Origin of the sequence: Pseudomonas sp. Irchel s3a12 (assembly GCF_900187485.1) — a bacterium.
Lineage (GTDB): Bacteria > Pseudomonadota > Gammaproteobacteria > Pseudomonadales > Pseudomonadaceae > Aquipseudomonas > Aquipseudomonas neuropathica.
The window spans coordinates 1-18,918 of sequence record NZ_FYDN01000012.1; the positions used below are offsets into that span (position 1 = coordinate 1).

Sequence of the window (18,918 nt, forward strand, 5' to 3'; positions counted from 1 at the left end):
CAGAGCTGTAGGGCCCACGCCCATTGCTTCGCAGGCTTCACTCACCGAATAGTCTTTATCCAAAACCAGGCAAGCCGCATCCCGTTTGAAATCTGTCGAAAAATATCGTCTGGTCAAATCACACCTCATCGTTGGGCGTAGATTAACGCCCTTTAGGGGTGTCCAGAATCATTAAGCCAGATCACTTGACTCTTTCAACGGACAAGAGCCTTGGCTAGCCGGATTCAGAGTTACGTTCGAGACCGGTGACTCGTTGATCTACCTTAACCAGGGCGACGATGCCGTCGTATTGATTAATGCGCTACCGCCAGTAAGTGTAGGCCTCGAAACCCGCTTCGTTACCTCAATTTAATGACAGCTATGGGTCGACTGCGGACCTTCCCAAAGACAGCAATCGGCCAAGAGCTGACCGTCAGCATACTCCCCTCAAAGAACTCCTGATCTATAGTCACTGAAGAGTCCATAGGGCGCGGTAAAATTCAACTCGCAGGGAGCGTATGAATGACTCGATTGCAAACACTCAAGTTGATTCAGATAGCCATTGCCCTTCCAGCCTATACCGTACCTTCAAGCACTACATTCGTCTTCACTCTTTGGATCACCATCACCTCGACGATCAACCTGTTCACCTCACAATCCTTTTCAGGTTGGGGCGTGATCATGTTGTGGCTTCTGGTGTCGCTGTTTTCGCAATGGGCATGCTGGAGCATTTTTTCCGACTCGCTGGAGGACAGCCCCTCTGTGCAACACCTGCCACTACTTTTACTTGGGGTTTTGTTAACACTGATTCTAGGTTTGAGTGCCTGGGTCCTTTTTCACATAGGCCTAATCTGGCTTATGTGCGGAACACAAGGCATTGCAGCCGGTGTGCTTTTGACGAACAATTGTGTAAGAAAAAGACGTCAAACTGGCGACATGCTCAGTGAATGAGTTCATCAAAGTGTCGGCCCTTTGCAGAGGGTGGAGGCGTTAAAGCAGATTTTCTCTATCAGCCCATGCAACCGTTCGGGTGCGTGAGCGTCTGGTCAAAAGACCCCATTCCCGAGCGGTTGCTTCTGGCCGACTACCGTCATCCACGAGCATCGATTTTCGAGCAACCTATAAGTTGCTCTCGATCAAAAGTGATCGCAGCGCTTTTGCTTACCTACTAGATAATCGATGGTGTGTGTTGCCCCTTCTATTAGTGGCTTCCCATGAGTAACTAATTACGCGCATTGGCGCTTGGTATCTTCGTTAGCGATACCTCCCAACGACGCATGCGATTGGCGCATGGGTACACAGCTCGCTAAGGTCATGATTTGTTTTTGATCCTGCCCGTAAACAGTGGCAAAAACGTCACCATCACCTTCAGCGGAACCTACATGCGATATCGACGCCTCGACCTTAATCTCTTGGTTGCGCTCGACGCTTTACTGAGCGAATGCAGCGTCAGCCGGGCGGCCGAGCGCCTGTGCCTGGGACAGTCAGCTGCCAGTTCGGCACTGGGTCGCCTGCGTGAACATTTCAACGACCCGTTACTGGTGCAAGTGGGGCGCCGCCTGGAACCCACGGCGCTGGGTCTGGAGTTGCTGCCAAAAGTGCGTGCAGCGTTGGCACTGACCCGGGAGATCGTCGACGCGCCGCTGAATTTTGACCCGGCGAACTGCGAGCGACACATCACTCTGGTGGCCTCCGATTACGTCGCCGATGTGCTGCTCCCAGCGGTAAGCCGTGTATTAGCGCGTATCGCTCCGGGTATTCGCTTGAGCCTTCGCGATATGCCTGTGCCGCGCGACGGCGATGTCGTCAGCGAAGCGCTGGATTATCGGCGCAGTGATTGCGTGATCGTGCCGCAACGACGGCTGAATCCGGCCTATCCCCATGTGCCGCTCATGACTGACCAGCTCTGTTGTATCGTCTGCGCGCAACAACCACAGTTTGCCGAGCAACTGAGCCTGGCCGACTATTGCGCCGCGGCGCACGTGGTGCGCGAGTTTGCCAACGGGCAAAACCTGGCAATGGATGCCGTGCACCTGCATGAACTCGGCATTGAGCGGCGAGTGGCGGTGACCGTTGAAAGCTTTGTGCTGATGCCGCAGTTCATTGTCGGCACCGCGCGCATTGCCACGGTGTTTCAACGACAGGCGCAGCGCTTCGCCCAGCGTTATCCGTTGCGCATTCACCCGGCACCGCTGGCGTTTCCCGAGGCCGTGCAAGTCTTGCAATGGCATCCCTATCAAGAACATGACCCGGCCATGCAGTGGTTTCGCGGCCTGCTCCTGGAACAGGCCGCATTGCTCGATCAGCCCTCTGGTTGATCGCCGCTGTCGGCGACCAATCCAGCCTTGGCGATGGCCAGCAATGCGCAGCGTTCGTCATTGTCCGAGGTATCGCCACTGATGCCGATGGCCCCGAGCAGCACGCCCTCGGCATTACGGATCAATACACCTCCCGCCACAGGAATCACCTCGCCGCCGGTCAAACTGTTGATCGCATCGAAAAACGCCGGCATGGCCTGCGCGCGCCGCGCCAGTTCACGTCCGCCAAAACCCATGCCCAGACAACCGCGTGCCTTGCCGATGGCGATTTGCGGGCGCAGGAAGGTGGCGTCTTCGTCGCGCAAAACCGCCAAGGGATGGGCGGCGGCATCCAGTACGGCGACGCCCAGAGGTTTGATCCTGGTTTCCCGAGCAATGCGAATGGCATCGCTGGCCATGTTCGTCGCAGTCAGTAAATCAAGTCGTTGCATGACATCTGTCCTCATACCGCCCACTTGCCCAGTTGGGCCACGCGGTCGCGGGTGTAAAGATCCGTCCATTTCAGCGAGTTGAAATCGGACACTTGCTTGGGATTGTAGGGGCTGCGATCCATGCGCGCCGGTTGGCCGGCCTTGTACACCGCTTTGAGGCGCGAGCGATCCTGAAGGATGCGAATGTCGTCCAGCGGTGAACCGTCGAGCACGAGGAAGTCTGCCTGCTTGCCCACTTGCAGCGAGCCGAGGGTTTCACCGCGCGGCATGCAGCGCGCACCGACAGCGGTTGCGGCGTATAACGCTTCGGCCGGTGTGAATCCAAGCCGGGTCACCAGCAGCTCCAGCTCACGGGCGTGCCACTCGCCGTAAGGCGTTACCGCGAACCCGCTATCACTGCCGCAGGCAAACGGTACGCCGGCCGCTTTGGCGCGTTTGAGTACCGCCGAACCGACCTCCAGCGTGCGTGCGCAATAACCCGCATAACCGGTGCTGATCGCCGGATCATGGGGCTGGCAGAAGTCCACGGTGTTCTGCGGGAACGTCATGGTCGGGGCAAGGATGCTGCCGGCCTCAAGCAACGCTTCTATGCACGCGTCGTCCATGTAAAAGGCGTGGAAAACCAGATCAACGCCTGCACGCGCCGCGTACATCACGGCTTCGCGACCGTAAGCATGGGTGGCGACCTTGCAGCCCAGACGATGCGCTTCCTCGACCATTTCGAAGGTTTCGTCAGCGGTAAAGGCCGCAATGATTTCGCCGTTTGGGCGGCGGTGCGTGCCGTCCATGGCGATCTTGATCAGGTCGACACCGTCCTTGGCCTGCTTGCGAATTTCTGCGAGCGCATCGCTACGGCTGGTGACCAACTGCGCCGTGAAGTATTCCGGGGCGCCCACCCGACTCGGGAACCAGTCATTCAGACTCTGCCGATTGGTGATGACGCGGCTGCTGGCTGCGATCCTCGGCCCTTCAAATAAACCTGCGGTCACCGCATTGCGCACCGCAATGCTGAGCTGGCCGCTGTCGCCGGGGCAGACCATGCTGGTGACGCCGGCGGCCAGTACGTGTTGCGCGAAGAACATCCCGCGCAACGCGCGAAATTCGTCACTGGTCCATAGATCAATGTCTTCTTCGCTTTGAGCGTTGCCGAAGGCCAGATGCGTGTGCACGTCCACCAGCCCCGGCATCACGAAATTATCCCCCGCATCCACCTGGGTATCGCCTGGCTTGGGAGCGGGTGCCAGCGCGGTGGGCCCAACGTAACTGAGCAGGCCGTTTTCGACGATCAATGTCTGTTGTTGGCGGGTCTCCAGTCCGGTGCCGTCAAACAGGGTCTGGCATTTCAGGTACAGGGCAGTCATGGCGTCTTCGCTAAGTGATTGTTATGCAAAGAGAGGCTAGTGAGCAGGCGAGGAGACGACCAGCAGATTGCATCGATGGCTGCGTATTGATGGCATCAATAGCTGCGCCAGCGCTTGAATTCGTTAATGCAAAACGCCGGACAATCGAAAGATTGTCCGGCGTTTTTTATGGCGTGTTTTTCAGTGGATCAAGCGGTGCGACCGCCGAGGGTTTCAGCAACCCAGTCAGCAATGTATTGCCCGGCATTGATGCTGTTGTCGAAGCTCGAATGCTGCACACCACCTTCACGTTCGGTGAAGATTTTCAGTTCACATTTTGGACTGTTGACCAATTGTTCGTAGGTGCGATGCGCCCATTTCAACGGAATCTGCGAATCCTGCTCACCATGGGTCACCAGGAACGGCACCTTGATCCGGTCGAGCACGCCATCGAGGTGGACGTTTTCGGCGATGGTCATGAACTCTTCGACGTCCTTGGCGCCCCACACCCAGCAGACATGCGCCCAGTAGTGCGGTACCGGGAAGCTGCCTTCTTTTTCCAGTCGACGCTTTTGCACATCACGCCAGTCGTGGTTGGCGCCCCACACAACGCCGCAGGCGAAGCGCGGTTCGAATGCAACCGCGCGCGGGCAGTAATAGCCGCCCAACGAGACACCTTCGAGTCCAATGCGTGCAGCGTCAACATCGCTTCGGGTTTCCAGCCAATCCACCACGCGACTGGCCCAGTGTTCACTGTCGAATCGTGCGGTCAGGCCATGCAGGCGCAGCGCTTCGCCGGTGCCGGGCTGGTCGATGATCAGCGAAGAGATGCCGCGTTTCGCCAGCCACGCTGGCAGGCCCACGCGGTATTTCATTTCTTTGGTCGAGTCCAGACCGTTGACCTGCACCAGTATCGGCGCCGGCCCCTCGACGCCTTCGGCGCGCACGAGCAAGCCGGAAAGATGTTTGCCCTCGTAAGGGATTTCCACCCGTTCACAGTTTTCACGCGACAGTTCGACGCCGCGCTTGAAGGTTTGCAGGAAGCGTTGATAGAACTCGGTACGACCCGGCGCGCCGTGGGCCTGCAGGCGCTCGCAGGTCAGATAATAGGTGGCGGCGCGGTTGTATTTTTCGCCAGCCGAGAGCATCCGGCCATTGCCTTCGTCTTCCTCGGCCAGACCGCAGAGCTTGTCAGCCATTTTCGCCCAGGTTTCGCGAAAGGCGCGGGTACCGGCTGCGTCTGGCTGTTTCGCAGCCTCTTGCAGTGGGGCGCACATCTCTTCGATTTCACCCATGCGGGCGCCCATTTCAATGGCCAGGTCGACAGAGAGATTCCAAACGTAGTTGGTCGGGAAATAGCGAAACATGATTATTGTTGTCCTTATGGTTGCCTTGGCATTCCCAAGGCACGTTAAGGATCACCCGACTAATTGGCCAATCGTGACGGCGGATACGAGGTATCGCGAGATACGATGGGCACGTGTTGCAGATGCTGGATGGATTCGCTGATGCGTTCGCGCAGCCAGCGGTGCATCGGGTCGCCATCAACGCTGCGGTGCCACAACATGTACTCGCGCATGACCGGGATTTTCACCGGCGGCGGCAGGATGCGCAGCGGCAGATAGTGCGCGTAGAGGTTCGCCAGGCGCTGGTGCATCGTGGCGATGCGCTGCGTGCCGACAATCAGTTGCGGCAGGGTATTGAAGTCGCTGGTGATCACTTCAATGCGCCGATTGAAGCCGTATTGATTCATGAACCATTCTTCGATGCTCATGTGCCGGGTACGGCCGAAGCCCACCGAGACATGGCCCATCTCCATGTACTGCTCAAGCGTCAGGCTGTCGCCGACTTGCGTATTGCCTTGCCACACCACGCACACGTGTTCTTCTTCGAACAGCAGGCGCGAAGGGTGGCCTTCAATGATGTAGCGCTCGGGAACAATCATCAGATCGACCTCGCCACGCACCAGCAACTCGCCGGAATTGTCGCTGGGGCCAAGCATTTCGAAGGTGATGTTGGGCGCTTGCTGATGAATGTTCTGGATCACCTGGGCGAACAGTACGCTGATCAGATAATCCGAGGTCACCAAGCGAAAATGACGCTTGCTGGTGGCCGGGTCGAACACCGGTTTGGCGGTGATTGAAGACTGGATCGTCAGCAGGACTTCACGCACCGGTTTGGCCAGTTCCGTGGCATAGGGCGTGGGCTGCATCTTGCGTCCCACCTGGACCAGCAACTCATCCTCAAAGTAGGTGCGCAAACGCGCGAGCACGCCGCTGGTGGCGGATTGGGTCATGTGCAGGCGTTCGGCAGCGCGGGTTATGTTCTGCTCCTCGAGCAATACATCGAGCGCGACCAGCAGGTTCAGGTCCAGATGGTTGAAACGCATGGGCAGGTCCGTTTTGTATTTATTTTCGCAATACATTCGAACGAATCCATCGGCGCGTCAACCTTCGTCACAGGTATCGCGTTTGCCGATAGGTCGCATCCCGACTCGCGATTAGTCAGCGCTCAGCCCTTACGCCAATCTTCGCCGCAGTCGGCCCTGCAGCCGACACCACCACCGGTTTCCAGTCAGGCCTGACGTGCTGCAAGGCGTCCATGGCGACCGTCACCGGATCATAATTTCAATGGAGTGGTAAGCCATGAACATCATTGGCCTTGATGCCCTGATTTTTGGCGTCGATGACATTCAAGCCTGCACCGATTGCCTGCGCGACTACGGCCTTGCGCCGGTCGGCGTTGACAGCGAAGGCGGGCGTTTCGAAGCGCTGGACGGCACCGCCGTGATTATCCGTCGAGCCGACGATCCTGATTTGCCGGCGGCAATCGGCCCGGCGCCGTCCATTCGCGAGACGGTCTACGGGGTCGGCGCGATCAGCGATCTGGATGCCATCGAAGATGAGCTGGCCCGAGATCGCATCGTCCGTCGTGATCAGCACGGCGTGCTGCACAGCGTTGACGATATGGGTTTCGCGATCGCTTTTCAGGTCAGCGTACGCAGGCCTTACAGCGCACCGGATGACCTGACCAATGCCGCCGGTCATGCGCCACAGCGGCCACTTAACCAGCCGGGCATTACCCTCGATATGGGCGCTGCTCCGCGCACTTTGTCCCACGTGGTGTATTTCGTCCCTGATGCGGCAAAGGCTGAAGCCTTTTACGCCGAGCGTCTGGGTTTTCGCACCACCGACACCTTCATTGGCGCCGGGCCGTTCATGCGCCCGGCAGGCTCTGATGATCACCATTGCCTGTTCATGATCCAGACCCCGCCGCACATGAAAGGCTGCGAACACTTCACCTTCCACATGGGCAGTGGCACCGAAGTGCTGCTGGCCGGGACGCGTTTCGAGCAAAAAGGCTGGACCAGCTTCTGGGGCCCGGGCCGTCACCTGTTTGGCTCCAATTGGTTCTGGTACTTCAACAGTCCGTTGGGCTGCCACATCGAATACGACGCCGACATGGACAAGCACGATGACGCCTGGGAGGCCCGTCGCGCGCCGCTGTCGGCGGATAACTCGCAGCTGTTCCTGTTCAGCGCGAAAGAAAAATGGGCGCCGGGCGGTCCGCCGCCGAAGCTCGGTTGAGGGCCGCGCTGATCATGAGCGCTATTGCGCAGCCATTGTGTCGGCTGGACGAATTGGAGGAGGGCCGGGCGCGCGGGTTCGATCCGTTGGCGCAGGGACGCGACAGCGTGTTTGCCCTGCGTCATGACAATCAGGTGCGGGTCTATCGCAACCGTTGCCCGCATCTGGACGTGCGCCTGGAGTATCGCAAGGACCGTTTCCTGTCCGCCGATGGCCAGTTGATCGTCTGCTACGCCCACGGTGCGCAATTTCTGCCGGCGACCGGCGAGTGCATCTACGGCCCGTGCCTGGGCCAGACGCTGGAGGCGCTGCCGTTCTGCGAAAAGGATGGCTGGCTGCTGGTGCAAATGCCTGAAGGCTTGCCGCTGCCAGGATAAATCGAGGTATCGCGTACGGCGATACATCGCATCCCTACTCGCGATTAGTCAAATCCCTGCTTTGCCGGGAAGCTTCATCCAACGATGCCGTGCCCGACGCAGCATCGATCACAAGAATAAAAAGAGAGAACACCATGAGTGCAGTGAACAACGTTCTGATCGTGGGCGGTGGTATCGGCGGCTTGTGTGCGGCCATCGCCTTGCGGCGTAAAGGTATCGAGGTCGACCTGATCGAGCTCAAGTCCGAATGGACAGTCTACGGCGTCGGGATTATTCAGCAGAGCAACGTCGTCCGTGAAATGGCCAAGCTGGGCGTTCTCGACGGCTATCTTGATGCCGCTTATGCCTTCGAAGACGTCGCCATCTACGGCCCCGGCGGGCAACAACTGGCGCGCATTCCGGGTCAGCGACTGGCCGGCCCGCAGTATCCCGCCAACGTCGGCATTTCTCGCTTGGCGCTGCATAAAGTTCTCAGCGAAACCGCCCTGCAACTCGGTGCCAACGTGCGTTTGGGCCTGAGTGTGGAAGCGCTGGACGACAACGGCACAGAGGTCGACGTGTTGTTTACCGACGGCAATCGCGGCCACTACGACCTGGTGGTCGGTGCCGACGGACTGTTCTCGAAAGTGCGCAGCTTGGTCTTCGGCGATGCGTACACCCCGCGTTTCACGGGCCAATCGGTGTGGCGCTACAACTTTCCCCGCGCACCACAGATCGATCATCTGGCCAACTATCAAAGCGCCGACGGCAACGCCGGGCTGGTGCCGCTGGCCGGTAACTTGATGTACCTGTTTCTGACCTCCCACGAGCCGTCCAATCCGTGGATGGATCCTGCCGATCTGGCCGCGCAGATGCGCCAGCGCCTGCAAGGTTTTACCGGGCTGATCGGCGAGCTGCGCGAGCAAATCACCGACAACAGCCAGGTCGTCTACAAGCCGATGGAAGTGGTGTTCGTCGATGAGCCGTGGCATCGCGGACGCGTTCTGCTGATTGGCGATGCGGCCCACGCCACCACGCCGCACCTCGGTCAAGGCGCCGGCATGGCCATCGAAGACGCGATTGTGCTCAGCGAAGAACTGACTCGCGAGCAGTCCGCCGCCACCAGCGTCGAGCAGCAGTTGCAGCGCTTTATGGCGCGGCGCTTCGAACGTTGCAAATACATCAGCGAAAGCTCGGTGCTGGCCGGCGACAAGGAGATGCAACACGACCGCGCCTTCGATCGCATTGGCCTGGTCAAGCAAATGCTCGCGCGCACTGCCGAGCCGATCTAAGCCCCACCTGCGACTCATCCACAGCAGTTACCACTATAAAAACAAGAGGTTAACGCGATGGTTAGTTCTACGACTGCGGCGCTCGCGCGTCGCCCGGTCTGCTCGTCTGCACCCTTTGGTTTGAGCGTTGCTGCGCTGCTGGTGCTGTGCAGCCAGGCCGCTCACGCTTTCGACATCGATACCGGCAACCCGGATTTCAAGCTGCGCTGGGACAACACGATCAAGTACAGCGCTGCCTGGCGCACGCAGAATCCGAGCAGCAAGTTGACCGAGGGTCAGGTGGCGCTCAATCAGGACGATGGCGATCGTGCGTTCAAAAAAGGCCTGATCTCCAATCGCACCGACATCCTCTCGGAGCTGGATCTGTCCTTTCAGGATTTCGGCGCACGTTTGAGCGGTGCAGCGTGGTACGACAGCGAGTACCAGGGCAACAACGACAATAACGATCCAAGCCGCGCCAACGCGCGTTCGGTGGGCTACGACGAGTTCACCGATGACACCCGTCATTTGCACGGTGGCGACGGCGAAATCCTCGACGCGTTCGTCTACTGGAACGGTGAACTGGCCGACCGCGCAACGTCGGTTCGCGCCGGCCGTCATGGCCTGATCTGGGGGGAAAGCCTGTTCTTCGGCGCCAACGGCATTGCCGGTGGCATGGCCCCGGTTGACGTGGTCAAGGCGCAGTCGGTGCCTAACACGCAGTTCAAGGAAATCACCCGTCCGGTCAATCAACTGTCGGGCACCTTCCAACTGACCGATGACGTGTCCCTCGGTGCGTTTTACCAACTGGAGTGGGAAGAAACACGCTTGCCTGGCGCAGGCAGCTACTTTTCTACCAGCGACACCATCGGTGAAGGCAATGAACGCCTGATTGTCGGCGCACCGTTTCCGGCGTTTCTGGGTGGTAACGCCAGCAGTCCGGCGGCGTTTTTCCATGGCAAAGACAAAGATGCCAGAGATTCGGGGCAGGGTGGACTGCAACTGAAATACAGCGCCGAGACCGTGGAGTACGGTCTCTATGCCATTCAGTACCACGACAAGACCCCCAAGCTGTACCTCAGACCTTCCACTGGCGCACCGAACTTCAGCACGGGCCAAATCGGCGATTACTACTGGGTTTACCCAGAAGACATCCGCGCGCTGGGCGCGAGTTTCTCCACCACGGTCGATGCCTACAGCTTTGCCGGTGAAGCCTCGATGCGCTGGAACATGCCGCTGGTGTCCAACGGCGTCACGGTGCTACCGGGGGTTGCTGCCGACAACGATGATGACGCGCTTTATGCCGTCGGGCGCACCGCGCACATCAACCTCAACGTGATCGCATCGTTCGGGCCGAACTTCATTGCCAAGGAGTCCGGATTCGTCGGTGAGGTCGCCTGGAACCGTCTGCTCAGCGTCACGAAAAACCGTGCCGCACTAGACCCCAACGCCACCGATGACGGTCTCGGCTTCAAGATGGTTTACACCCCGACTTATCGGCAGTTTTTCCCCGGCGTGGATATCAGCATTCCGGTTGGCCTGAGCTATTTCCCGCTTGGCAAATCGGCGGTTGTCAGTTCGTTCGGCGCGGATAACGGCGGTGACATGAATATCGGTATTACCGCGACCTACCTCGACCGTGTGACCGCCGGCCTGACGTACACGCATTACTACGGCCCCGAGAACACCAACCTCAACGCGGCCAGCCAATTCAATTTCCAGCAATCGCTGAAAGATCGGGATTACCTGGCTTTCTCCGTCAAGACCACGTTTTAAGAGGACTTGCGCATGACTTCTCACCACCACAATCGTCTCCCGCGCCTGAAGGCTCTGTGCTTTGCCTTGCTCGGAACGCTTACCGTCCTGAGCCAGGTTGCGACTGCGGCCACCGCAGAAGAGGCGGCCAAACTGTCGAGCAGTCTCACGCCAATGGGGGCCGAGCGCGCAGGTAATGCCGACGGCAGCATTCCGGCGTGGCAGGGCGGTTACACCAAAGTTGACCCGGCGTACAAACCCGGCGGCAAACGCAACGATCCGTTTGCGGCCGACAAGCCGCTGTTCAGCATCACCTCGAAGAATCTTGCGCAATACGCCGCCAAGCTCAGCGATGGCACCAAGGAGATGTTCAAGCGTTTTCCCGACACCTATCGCATCGATGTCTATCCGACCCGTCGCACGGCCGCCGCACCGCAATGGGTGTATGACAACACCCTGAAAAACGCGACCCGCGCCAAGCTGGTCGAGAGCAGCGCTGGACCTGTGCCCGAAGGTGCGTTTGGCGGTATTCCATTCCCGATTCCGCATAACGGCGCGGAAGCCATGTGGAACCACATCCTCAACTGGCGCGGCACGTCACTGGCCATGCACTTTCGTCATTACCTGATGACTGCAGACGGCAAACAGGTGATGACCACCGACGGCCAGGCGATCCAGGACATGCCTTATTACTACCAGGACGGCACGCCGGAAAGCTTCGCCGGTGATTACTGGCTGTTCCGCCTGCTTAATGTCGGCCCGCCGTTGCGTGCCGGTGAGCAAATCATGGGGCGCACCAATATCAACGGCGACAAGTCCCAGGCCCACGTCTATCTGACCGGCCAGCGCCGCGTGCGCAAGTTGCCGAATGCCTGCTGCGACACACCGACGCCGGCCACCGCCGGGGTGATGTCGTTCGATGAGTTGAGCGTGTTCCAGGGACGCATCGATCGCTTCGACTGGAAGCTGGTCGGCAAGCAGGAAATGTACATCCCTTACAACACCAACAAAGTCCTGACCGCCGGCAAACCGGAAGACCTGTTTCTGGCTCACCACATGAACCCTGATTACGTGCGCTGGGAATTGCATCGCGTGTGGGTGGTGGACGCCGAACTCGCGCCGGGCAAGCGTCACCAGTTGCCGAAGGGCCGCTACTACCTCGACGAAGACACCTGGCAGGCCATGCTCGGCGATCGCTGGGACGCCAACGGCCAACTCGCCAAAACCTTGTGGTCGCTGCCCGCCGTGCTGCCGGATCTGCCAGCGCAGGCGCAGCTGTCTTCGGGTTTCTACGACCTGACCTCCGGCGCCTGGTTTATCCAGAACGTCTACACCGGCCTGCCTGAGCAATATGGCGTGGTCGATCGCTACAAGGCGTCTGAATTCTCGCCGGCGGCGATGGCGGGTGCCGGGGTTCGTTGAATCGGGCCGGATCGCGACAGGTGTGGCGATCCGGTTTCACAGGTGGTTTCGAGGTCGGTATGAATAGAATCTGTCAGGTGCTCGGGCGGTTGTTAGCGCTGCTGGCGCTGCCTTGCGTATTACCCGTAAGCCAGGCTCAGGCTGCTGCCGTTGGTGATGTATTGCACACGCCGGCGATGCGCGCGCCGCAGGCCCGGCAAGCGGTCTTGCTTGATCTGGCGCGGGCAGGTGCGCGGTTGGTGGCGGTCGGCGAACGCGGCATCGTCTTGCTCTCCGATGACAACGGCATCAATTGGCGGCAGGCGCAGGTGCCGGTGTCCGTCAGCCTTACGGCGGTGCAATTTGTCGATGCCAACACCGGCTGGGCGGTCGGTCATGCCGGTGCGGTGCTGGTCTCCCATGACGGTGGTGAAAAATGGGCTTTGCAGCTGGACGGCAACCGTGCTGCGCAACTGGAGTTGCACGCCGCACGCGAGCAACTGCCCACAGCGACTGACCCCGACGCAGCGACGGCACGCGTGCAAACCGCCGAACGGATGGTCAGCGAAGGCGCGGACAAACCGTTTCTCAGCCTCAAGTTCACCGATGCGCGTCACGGCCTGATCGTCGGCGCCTACGGCCTCGCCTTTACCACCGAAGACGGCGGCGTGAGCTGGCAGTCGCTGATGGGCCATATCGACAATCCGATGGGCGCGCACCTGTATGCCATCGCGCAACAAGGCGAGCGTTGGTTCATCGCTGGCGAGCAAGGCTACGTGGCCCGTTCCGAGGACGGCGGACAATCCTTCATCGCGCTCGACAGCCCGTACAGCGGCAGTTTCTTCGCCCTGCAACTGCGCGATGACGGAGCGCTGCTGGCGGCAGGGCTGAAAGGCAACGCGTTCATTTCCACCGACGGCGGCAACAGCTTCGTGCCCGCGCCGGTACCGATGCCGGTGTCCTTCAGTGATGCGATCCGCAGCGCTGACGGCCAGTTGTTGTTGGTCAATCAGGCGGGCGCAATGTTTCGCACCTCGGGTGATGCACCCACCCTAGAGCGGTTCGGCAAACCGCTGGGCAAACCGATTGCCAGCGTCGTGCAGGCCGCCGATGGCAGCCTGGTGCTGGCCGGTTTCACCGGGGTGACGCGCCTGGCGTCGCCCACTGCTACAGCTTCGGAGTGAGGTTATGAAACCATTCGACAACGCCACGGCCAGCCTGGCGAGTTTCGACCCGCGCTCCGGCTCGGTCGTGGAACGCACTTTGTTCAATCATCGGTTGTGGGTGTTGCTGGTGTGCCTGGTGACCACGCTCTTCTTGGGTTATCAGGCCACGCGCGTCGAGCTGAACGCCAGTTTCGAAAAGATGATTCCCACGCAACAACCCTACATCGCCAATTATCTGCAACATCAAAAGCAACTCAGCGGTCTGGGCAACTCCTTGCGCATCGTCGTCGCCAATCGCCAGGGCGATATCTACGACGCTGACTATCTGAAAATCTTGCAGGCGCTGAGCGACAAACTTTACCTGCTGCCCGGCGTCGACCGTGCCTACATGAAGTCGCTGTGGACGCCGGCAACTCGCTGGGTCGCAGTGACGGAAGACGGCCTGGATGGCGGCCCGGTGATCCCGGACGATTACGCTGGCACCCCGGCCAGTCTCGAGGCCTTGCGCCGCAACGTGCAGCGCTCCAACGAACTTGGCCAACTGGTAGCGTTCGATCAAACCTCGAGCATCATTTACGTGCCGTTACTGGCGACGACTGCCGACGGCCAGGCGCTGAATTACTCGGTGCTGTCGGAGCAACTGGAGGCGTTGCGCAGCCAGTACCAGAACGACAGGATCGACATTCACATCACCGGTTTCGCGAAAAAGGTCGGCGACCTGATTGCCGGGCTCAAGCAGATCCTGTTGTTCTTCGCCGTAGCGATTCTGATCACCACCGCCGTGCTGTTCTGGTACACACGCTGCCTGCGCAGCACGGTGCTAGTGGTGTTCTGTTCGCTGGTGGCGGTGGTCTGGCAGCTGGGTCTGTTGCCGTTGCTCGACTATCAACTGGATCCGTACTCGGTGCTGGTGCCGTTTCTGGTGTTCGCCATCGGCATGAGCCACGGCGCGCAGAAAATGAACGGCATCATGCAGGACATCGGTCGCGGCATGCACCGGGTGGTGGCCGCGCGCTTCACCTTTCGACGGCTGTTTCTGGCCGGGCTCACGGCATTGCTCTGCGATGCAGTGGGTTTCGCCGTGCTGATGCTGATCAAGATCCAGGTGATTCAGGATCTGGCGGTGATCGCCAGCATCGGTGTGGCGGTGCTGATTTTCACCAACCTGATTCTGCTGCCGGTGTTGCTGTCCTATGTCGGCGTAACGCCGCGAGCGGCGCAACTTAGCCTGAAGAGCGAGCAGAACGATCAGGCCGGCGCGCGGCGTCATGGCTTCTGGCGTTTTCTCGATCTGTTTACCCGCCGTCGCTGGGCCAGCCTGTGCATTGCCATCAGCCTGGCGTTGGCGGCATTGGGCTTTGTGGTCAGCCTGCAATTGAAGATCGGTGATCTGGATGCCGGTGCACCGGAGCTGCGGGCCGACTCACGCTACAACCAGGACGATGCGTTTTTGACCCGGCATTACGGCGCCAGCAGTGATTTGTTCGCGGTGATGGTCAAGACCCCGGCCGGGCAGTGTGCGCGTTACGACATCCTTGCCAAGGTCGATGCGCTGGACTGGCAACTGAGTGCGCTGCCGGGGGTGGATTCGACCAACTCGCTGGCCTTGCTCAACCGGCGCATGCTGGTTGGCCTCAGCGAAGGCAGCGCCAAGTGGTACGAGCTGCAGAACAATCAGGCGATGCTCAACATGATCACCGCCAGTGCGCCACGCGGCTTGTACAACGAGGATTGCAGCCTGCTCACGCTGTACGCTTACCTCACCGACCACAAGGCTGAAACGCTGACGCGGCTGGTCGAGCACGTCGAGCAATTCGCCGCCGCCAATAACAACGATGATGTGCAGTTCCTGCTGGCAGCGGGCAATGCCGGCATCGAAGCGGCGACCAATATCGTGGTCAAACAGGCCAATCGCGAGATGCTGTTCTGGGTCTACGGGGCGGTGATTGTCCTGTGCCTGATCACCTTCCGTTCGTGGCGCGCCACGCTGTGCGCGGTGATTCCGCTGATGGTCACCTCGATCCTTTGCGAAGCATTGATGGTCTGGCTGAACATCGGCGTGAAGGTCGCGACGTTGCCGGTGATCGCGTTGGGTGTCGGCATTGGCGTCGACTATGCGTTGTATGTAATGAGCATCCTGCTCGGCCATCTGCGCCAAGGCGCAAGCCTGTCAGAAGCCTATTACCGCGCACTGGTGTCCACCGGCAAAGTGGTGATGCTCACCGGCATCACGCTCGCCATTGGCGTGGCCACGTGGATCTTCTCGCCGATCAAATTCCAGGCTGACATGGGCGTGCTGCTGGCGTTCATGTTCGTCTGGAACATGGTCGGCGCGCTGCTGCTGTTGCCAGCGCTGGCGTACTTTCTGCTGCCTGCACGGCGCACGAACACCGACGCAGAAACGCCGGAGGAGGCCATCAGTCTGGCCGTGCCGTCGCGAGCGGTGGCGGTAGATGTTCATCAAGCGCGTCATCGGGAGACCTGTCATGGCCGTTGAGTCTTCAATTGAAAACAGCGGCCGCCACGCCGGTTTGACGCAGTCGTTGCTGTTGCTGCTCGGCAGCTGTCTACCAGTGCTCGGCGCGGTATTGCTCGCACCGGTATTGCCGCGCATGCAGGCCCATTTTGCCGAGGTCGCGGGCAGCACCGTGCTGGTGCCGATCGTGCTGACCTTGCCAGCGTTGGTGATTGCATTACTGGCGCCGTTCGCCGGGGTCATTGCCGATCGGCTCGGGCGCAAACCGCTGTTGTTGGCGAGCATGGCCTTGTACGCGCTTTGCGGTGTGTTGCCGCTGTGGCTGGATTCTCTGCTGACGATTGTCGCCAGCCGCGCCGGCATCGGTCTGGCGGAGGCGGGGATCATGACCTGCTGCACCACGCTGATGGGCGACTACTACAGCGGCGCACGCCGTGAACGCCTGTTTGCACTGCAAATGGTCGCGACGTCTCTGTCTGCTGCGGTGTTTATCGCCTTGGGTGGCTTTCTCGGACAGGACGACTGGCGCACGCCGTTTGCGCTGTACGCAGTCGGGCTGATCTTCCTGCCGCTGATGGCGTGGAAACTCTGGGAACCGCAACCCCGCGTGCAACCGGTGACAACGGTGCCGATGCCAGCCCCGCGCACATTTCCATGGCGGGCACTAACACCCATGTATGCATTGTCGCTGCTCGCGGGCCTGAGCCTGTTCATCGTGCCGGTGCAGGCCGGCTACTTGCTCAACTTGTTGCACGTGGATGCGCCGCAGCAGATCGGCATGACCATGGGCGCCAATCAACTTGGCGTGCTCGTCGGGGCCTTGAGTTTTCGCCTGTTGAGCGGTCTGCGCAGCCAGCATGTGTTGCTGATTGCCTTTGGCCTGGCCGGCATTGGCGGCTTGTTGATGGCCGCGGCCGGCAGCCACGCGCAGGTGGTGGTCGCGGTCTTGGTCAACGGTCTGGGCATCGGCCTGATGTTGCCGACGTTGATCACCTGGATCATGGCGCAAGTCGGCTTTGCTCAGCGTGGGCGAGCGGCGGGGTGCTTCACCGCCGCGATTTTTGCCGGCGAGTTCATCAGCCCGCTGGTGGTACTCGCCATCACTTCCGGGACTTCCACGGCGTTGCCTCAAGCATTAGCCATGATGGGTTGGTTGCAACTGGTCGTGGCGCTGTTTTGTCTGTCCGTACCGAGGCTCGGTGGACTGTTGACCCGCACCCATGTCGGCGGTCACGACTCCATCGGCAACGGCCATTGAACGAGGATTTTCCATGCAAGCGCTTCCCCCTTTCAAACGCGTGGTCACCGGGCATGACGCCCAGGGCCGTGCGGTCGTCGCCAGTCTCGGAGCAACCGCTAACGTCTTCGCACTGCAAGCGGTGCCAGGCACGGTGTTTCATGAAATATGGAACAGCAGCGGCAGTCCGGCCCTGCTCGACAATGCCGATGATCCAACCAGCAAACCCTTACAACTGAGCCCCGGCCCGCTGGGCAGTGTGATTCGGGTCGTCGACATTCCGCCAGACAGCGTGCAGAACCAGGTCAGCGCTGCCGATGCAGCAGCCGCATTTGCCGAGATTGGCCAGGCGCATGCCGGCACCGGCCAAGCGAACTCGCGGCACAAACTAATGCACCGCACCGAAACCCTCGATTACGGCATCGTCACCGAAGGCGAAGTCTGGCTGGTGCTCGACGATACAGAAGTCCACCTCAAACGCGGCGATGTGGTGGTTCAGCGCGGCACCAACCACGCGTGGAGCAACCGTACCGAGGCCATGGCGCGCATGGTGTTTATTCTGCTGGACGGGCGCTTTGCCGCTGAATTGCAAGACTGCCCGGGAGAAAAGTCATGAAGCTCGCAACCCTGAAAAACGGCAACCGTGACGGCCAATTGGTGGTGGTTTCGCGCGACATGGCCCGGGCGCTGGACGCCCGTTCGGTAGCGCCGACCTTGCAGCACGCCATCGAAAACTGGGCTGAAGCCGAGCCGCGTTTGCAAGCCCTGGCGCGTGAACTTGAAAATAACGATTGCCGCGAAGCCTTTGCCTTCGACCCCGCGCAGGCGATGGCACCGTTGCCGCGTGCTTACCAATGGTGCGACGGTTCGGCGTTTCTCAGCCACGGCGCACTGATGCAGAAAGCGTTCAACCTCGACCCGATCGAAGGCGCTGACCGCACGCCCTTGATGTACCAGGGCGCCGGTGATGACTTTATCGGCGCACACGATGACATCGAACTGCCGAGCGAAAGCCAGGGCATCGATTTCGAAGGCGAATTTGTCGTGCTGGTCGATGATGTGCCGATGGGCTGTTCGGCGGAAAACGCGTTGCAACACATCAAGCTGATCCTGCAGATCAACGATGTCAGCCTGCGTGCACTGGCGCCGCGAGAAATGCGCACCGGGTTCGGTTTCCTGCAAGCCAAACCATCCTCCAGTTTTGCTCCGCTGGCGATTACTCCGGATGAACTCGGCGAAGCGTGGCGAGACGGCCGCGTCAATTTGCCCCTGCAAGTGCACTGGAACGGCGAGTGGTTTGGCCAGCCGCACGGCGCGCAGATGAACTTTCATTTTGGCCAACTGATCGCCCACGCAGCCTTAACCCGACGCTTGCGCGCCGGCACGCTGATCGGTTCCGGCACGGTGTCGAACGCCGAGCGCAACGTCGGCTCGGCGTGCATCGCCGAACGCCGGGCCATCGAGATGATCGAGCAAGGCGCGGCGGTGACAGGCTTCATGCGTTTCGGTGATCGCGTGCGCATGGACGTCACCGGCAGCGATGGTCAGTCACTGTTTGGTGCGATCGATCAACGCGTCGTCAAAGCCAACGGCTAAGGAAC

At 60.1% G+C, this 18,918-nt stretch carries 17 protein-coding genes; 12 read left to right on the forward strand and 5 right to left on the reverse strand.

The window, feature by feature from the left end:
• Positions 1–129, reverse strand: a 129-nt coding sequence (locus CKW14_RS30515; protein WP_371857757.1) for a transposase, incomplete at its 3' end; no start/stop codon positions are given.
• A gap of 372 nt (positions 130–501) precedes the next feature.
• Between CKW14_RS30515 and CKW14_RS20050 the strand changes: the two genes are divergently transcribed.
• Complete coding sequence (locus CKW14_RS20050) at positions 502–930, forward strand: hypothetical protein (protein WP_095125953.1); 429 nt, start codon at positions 502–504, stop codon at positions 928–930.
• Positions 931–1,361: 431 nt separating this feature from the next.
• The gene (locus CKW14_RS20055; protein ID WP_095126078.1) at positions 1,362–2,297 is read left to right on the forward strand and encodes a LysR family transcriptional regulator; all 936 of its coding nucleotides are present in this window, start codon (positions 1,362–1,364) and stop codon (positions 2,295–2,297) included.
• Here the strand turns inward: CKW14_RS20055 and CKW14_RS20060 are convergent.
• The 4 genes from CKW14_RS20060 to CKW14_RS20075 form a co-directional block, all read right to left on the reverse strand.
• The gene (locus CKW14_RS20060) at positions 2,282–2,728 is read right to left on the reverse strand and encodes a heme-binding protein (RefSeq protein WP_095125954.1); all 447 of its coding nucleotides are present in this window, start codon (positions 2,726–2,728) and stop codon (positions 2,282–2,284) included. The genes CKW14_RS20055 and CKW14_RS20060 overlap by 16 nt on opposite strands.
• A gap of 11 nt (positions 2,729–2,739) precedes the next feature.
• The gene (locus CKW14_RS20065; protein WP_095125955.1) at positions 2,740–4,089 is read right to left on the reverse strand and encodes an amidohydrolase family protein; all 1,350 of its coding nucleotides are present in this window, start codon (positions 4,087–4,089) and stop codon (positions 2,740–2,742) included.
• A gap of 188 nt (positions 4,090–4,277) precedes the next feature.
• Positions 4,278–5,435: a S9 family peptidase gene (locus CKW14_RS20070; protein ID WP_095125956.1), complete on the reverse strand. Its 1,158-nt coding sequence runs from the start codon at positions 5,433–5,435 to the stop codon at positions 4,278–4,280.
• A gap of 59 nt (positions 5,436–5,494) precedes the next feature.
• The gene (locus CKW14_RS20075) at positions 5,495–6,457 is read right to left on the reverse strand and encodes a LysR family transcriptional regulator (RefSeq protein WP_095048941.1); all 963 of its coding nucleotides are present in this window, start codon (positions 6,455–6,457) and stop codon (positions 5,495–5,497) included.
• A 256-nt stretch (positions 6,458–6,713) separates the two neighbouring features.
• Between CKW14_RS20075 and CKW14_RS20080 the strand changes: the two genes are divergently transcribed.
• The 10 genes from CKW14_RS20080 to CKW14_RS20125 all read left to right on the forward strand — a co-directional run bounded on the left by CKW14_RS20080 (position 6,714) and on the right by CKW14_RS20125 (position 18,913).
• The gene (locus tag CKW14_RS20080) at positions 6,714–7,655 is read left to right on the forward strand and encodes a VOC family protein (protein ID WP_095125957.1); all 942 of its coding nucleotides are present in this window, start codon (positions 6,714–6,716) and stop codon (positions 7,653–7,655) included.
• Positions 7,656–7,669: 14 nt separating this feature from the next.
• On the forward strand, positions 7,670–8,032 hold the full coding sequence (locus tag CKW14_RS20085; RefSeq protein ID WP_095126079.1) for a Rieske (2Fe-2S) protein: 363 nt from the start codon (positions 7,670–7,672) through the stop codon (positions 8,030–8,032).
• Positions 8,033–8,166: 134 nt separating this feature from the next.
• A complete protein-coding gene (locus tag CKW14_RS20090) occupies positions 8,167–9,303 on the forward strand; it encodes an FAD-dependent oxidoreductase (protein ID WP_007910244.1) in 1,137 nt (378 codons plus the stop codon).
• 57 nt (positions 9,304–9,360) lie between these two features.
• The gene (locus CKW14_RS20095; protein WP_095048944.1) at positions 9,361–11,058 is read left to right on the forward strand and encodes a DUF1302 domain-containing protein; all 1,698 of its coding nucleotides are present in this window, start codon (positions 9,361–9,363) and stop codon (positions 11,056–11,058) included.
• 12 nt (positions 11,059–11,070) lie between these two features.
• Positions 11,071–12,459 carry a DUF1329 domain-containing protein gene (locus CKW14_RS20100; protein ID WP_095125958.1) on the forward strand — a complete coding sequence of 463 codons (1,389 nt, stop codon included), beginning with the start codon at positions 11,071–11,073 and terminating at the stop codon, positions 12,457–12,459.
• Positions 12,460–12,518: 59 nt separating this feature from the next.
• Complete coding sequence (locus tag CKW14_RS20105) at positions 12,519–13,622, forward strand: YCF48-related protein (protein ID WP_095125959.1); 1,104 nt, start codon at positions 12,519–12,521, stop codon at positions 13,620–13,622.
• Between the two features lie 4 nt (positions 13,623–13,626).
• Positions 13,627–16,101 (forward strand): RND family transporter, encoded by a 2,475-nt coding sequence (locus CKW14_RS20110; RefSeq protein ID WP_095125960.1) that lies wholly within the window; start codon positions 13,627–13,629, stop codon positions 16,099–16,101.
• A complete protein-coding gene (locus CKW14_RS20115) occupies positions 16,091–17,338 on the forward strand; it encodes an MFS transporter (protein ID WP_095125961.1) in 1,248 nt (415 codons plus the stop codon). The genes CKW14_RS20110 and CKW14_RS20115 overlap by 11 nt, the downstream gene beginning before the upstream one ends.
• A 13-nt stretch (positions 17,339–17,351) precedes the next feature.
• Positions 17,352–17,933 (forward strand): cupin domain-containing protein, encoded by a 582-nt coding sequence (locus tag CKW14_RS20120; RefSeq protein ID WP_095125962.1) that lies wholly within the window; start codon positions 17,352–17,354, stop codon positions 17,931–17,933.
• Positions 17,930–18,913 (forward strand): fumarylacetoacetate hydrolase family protein, encoded by a 984-nt coding sequence (locus tag CKW14_RS20125; RefSeq protein WP_095125963.1) that lies wholly within the window; start codon positions 17,930–17,932, stop codon positions 18,911–18,913. The genes CKW14_RS20120 and CKW14_RS20125 overlap by 4 nt, the downstream gene beginning before the upstream one ends.
• Positions 18,914–18,918 lie beyond the last annotated feature (5 nt).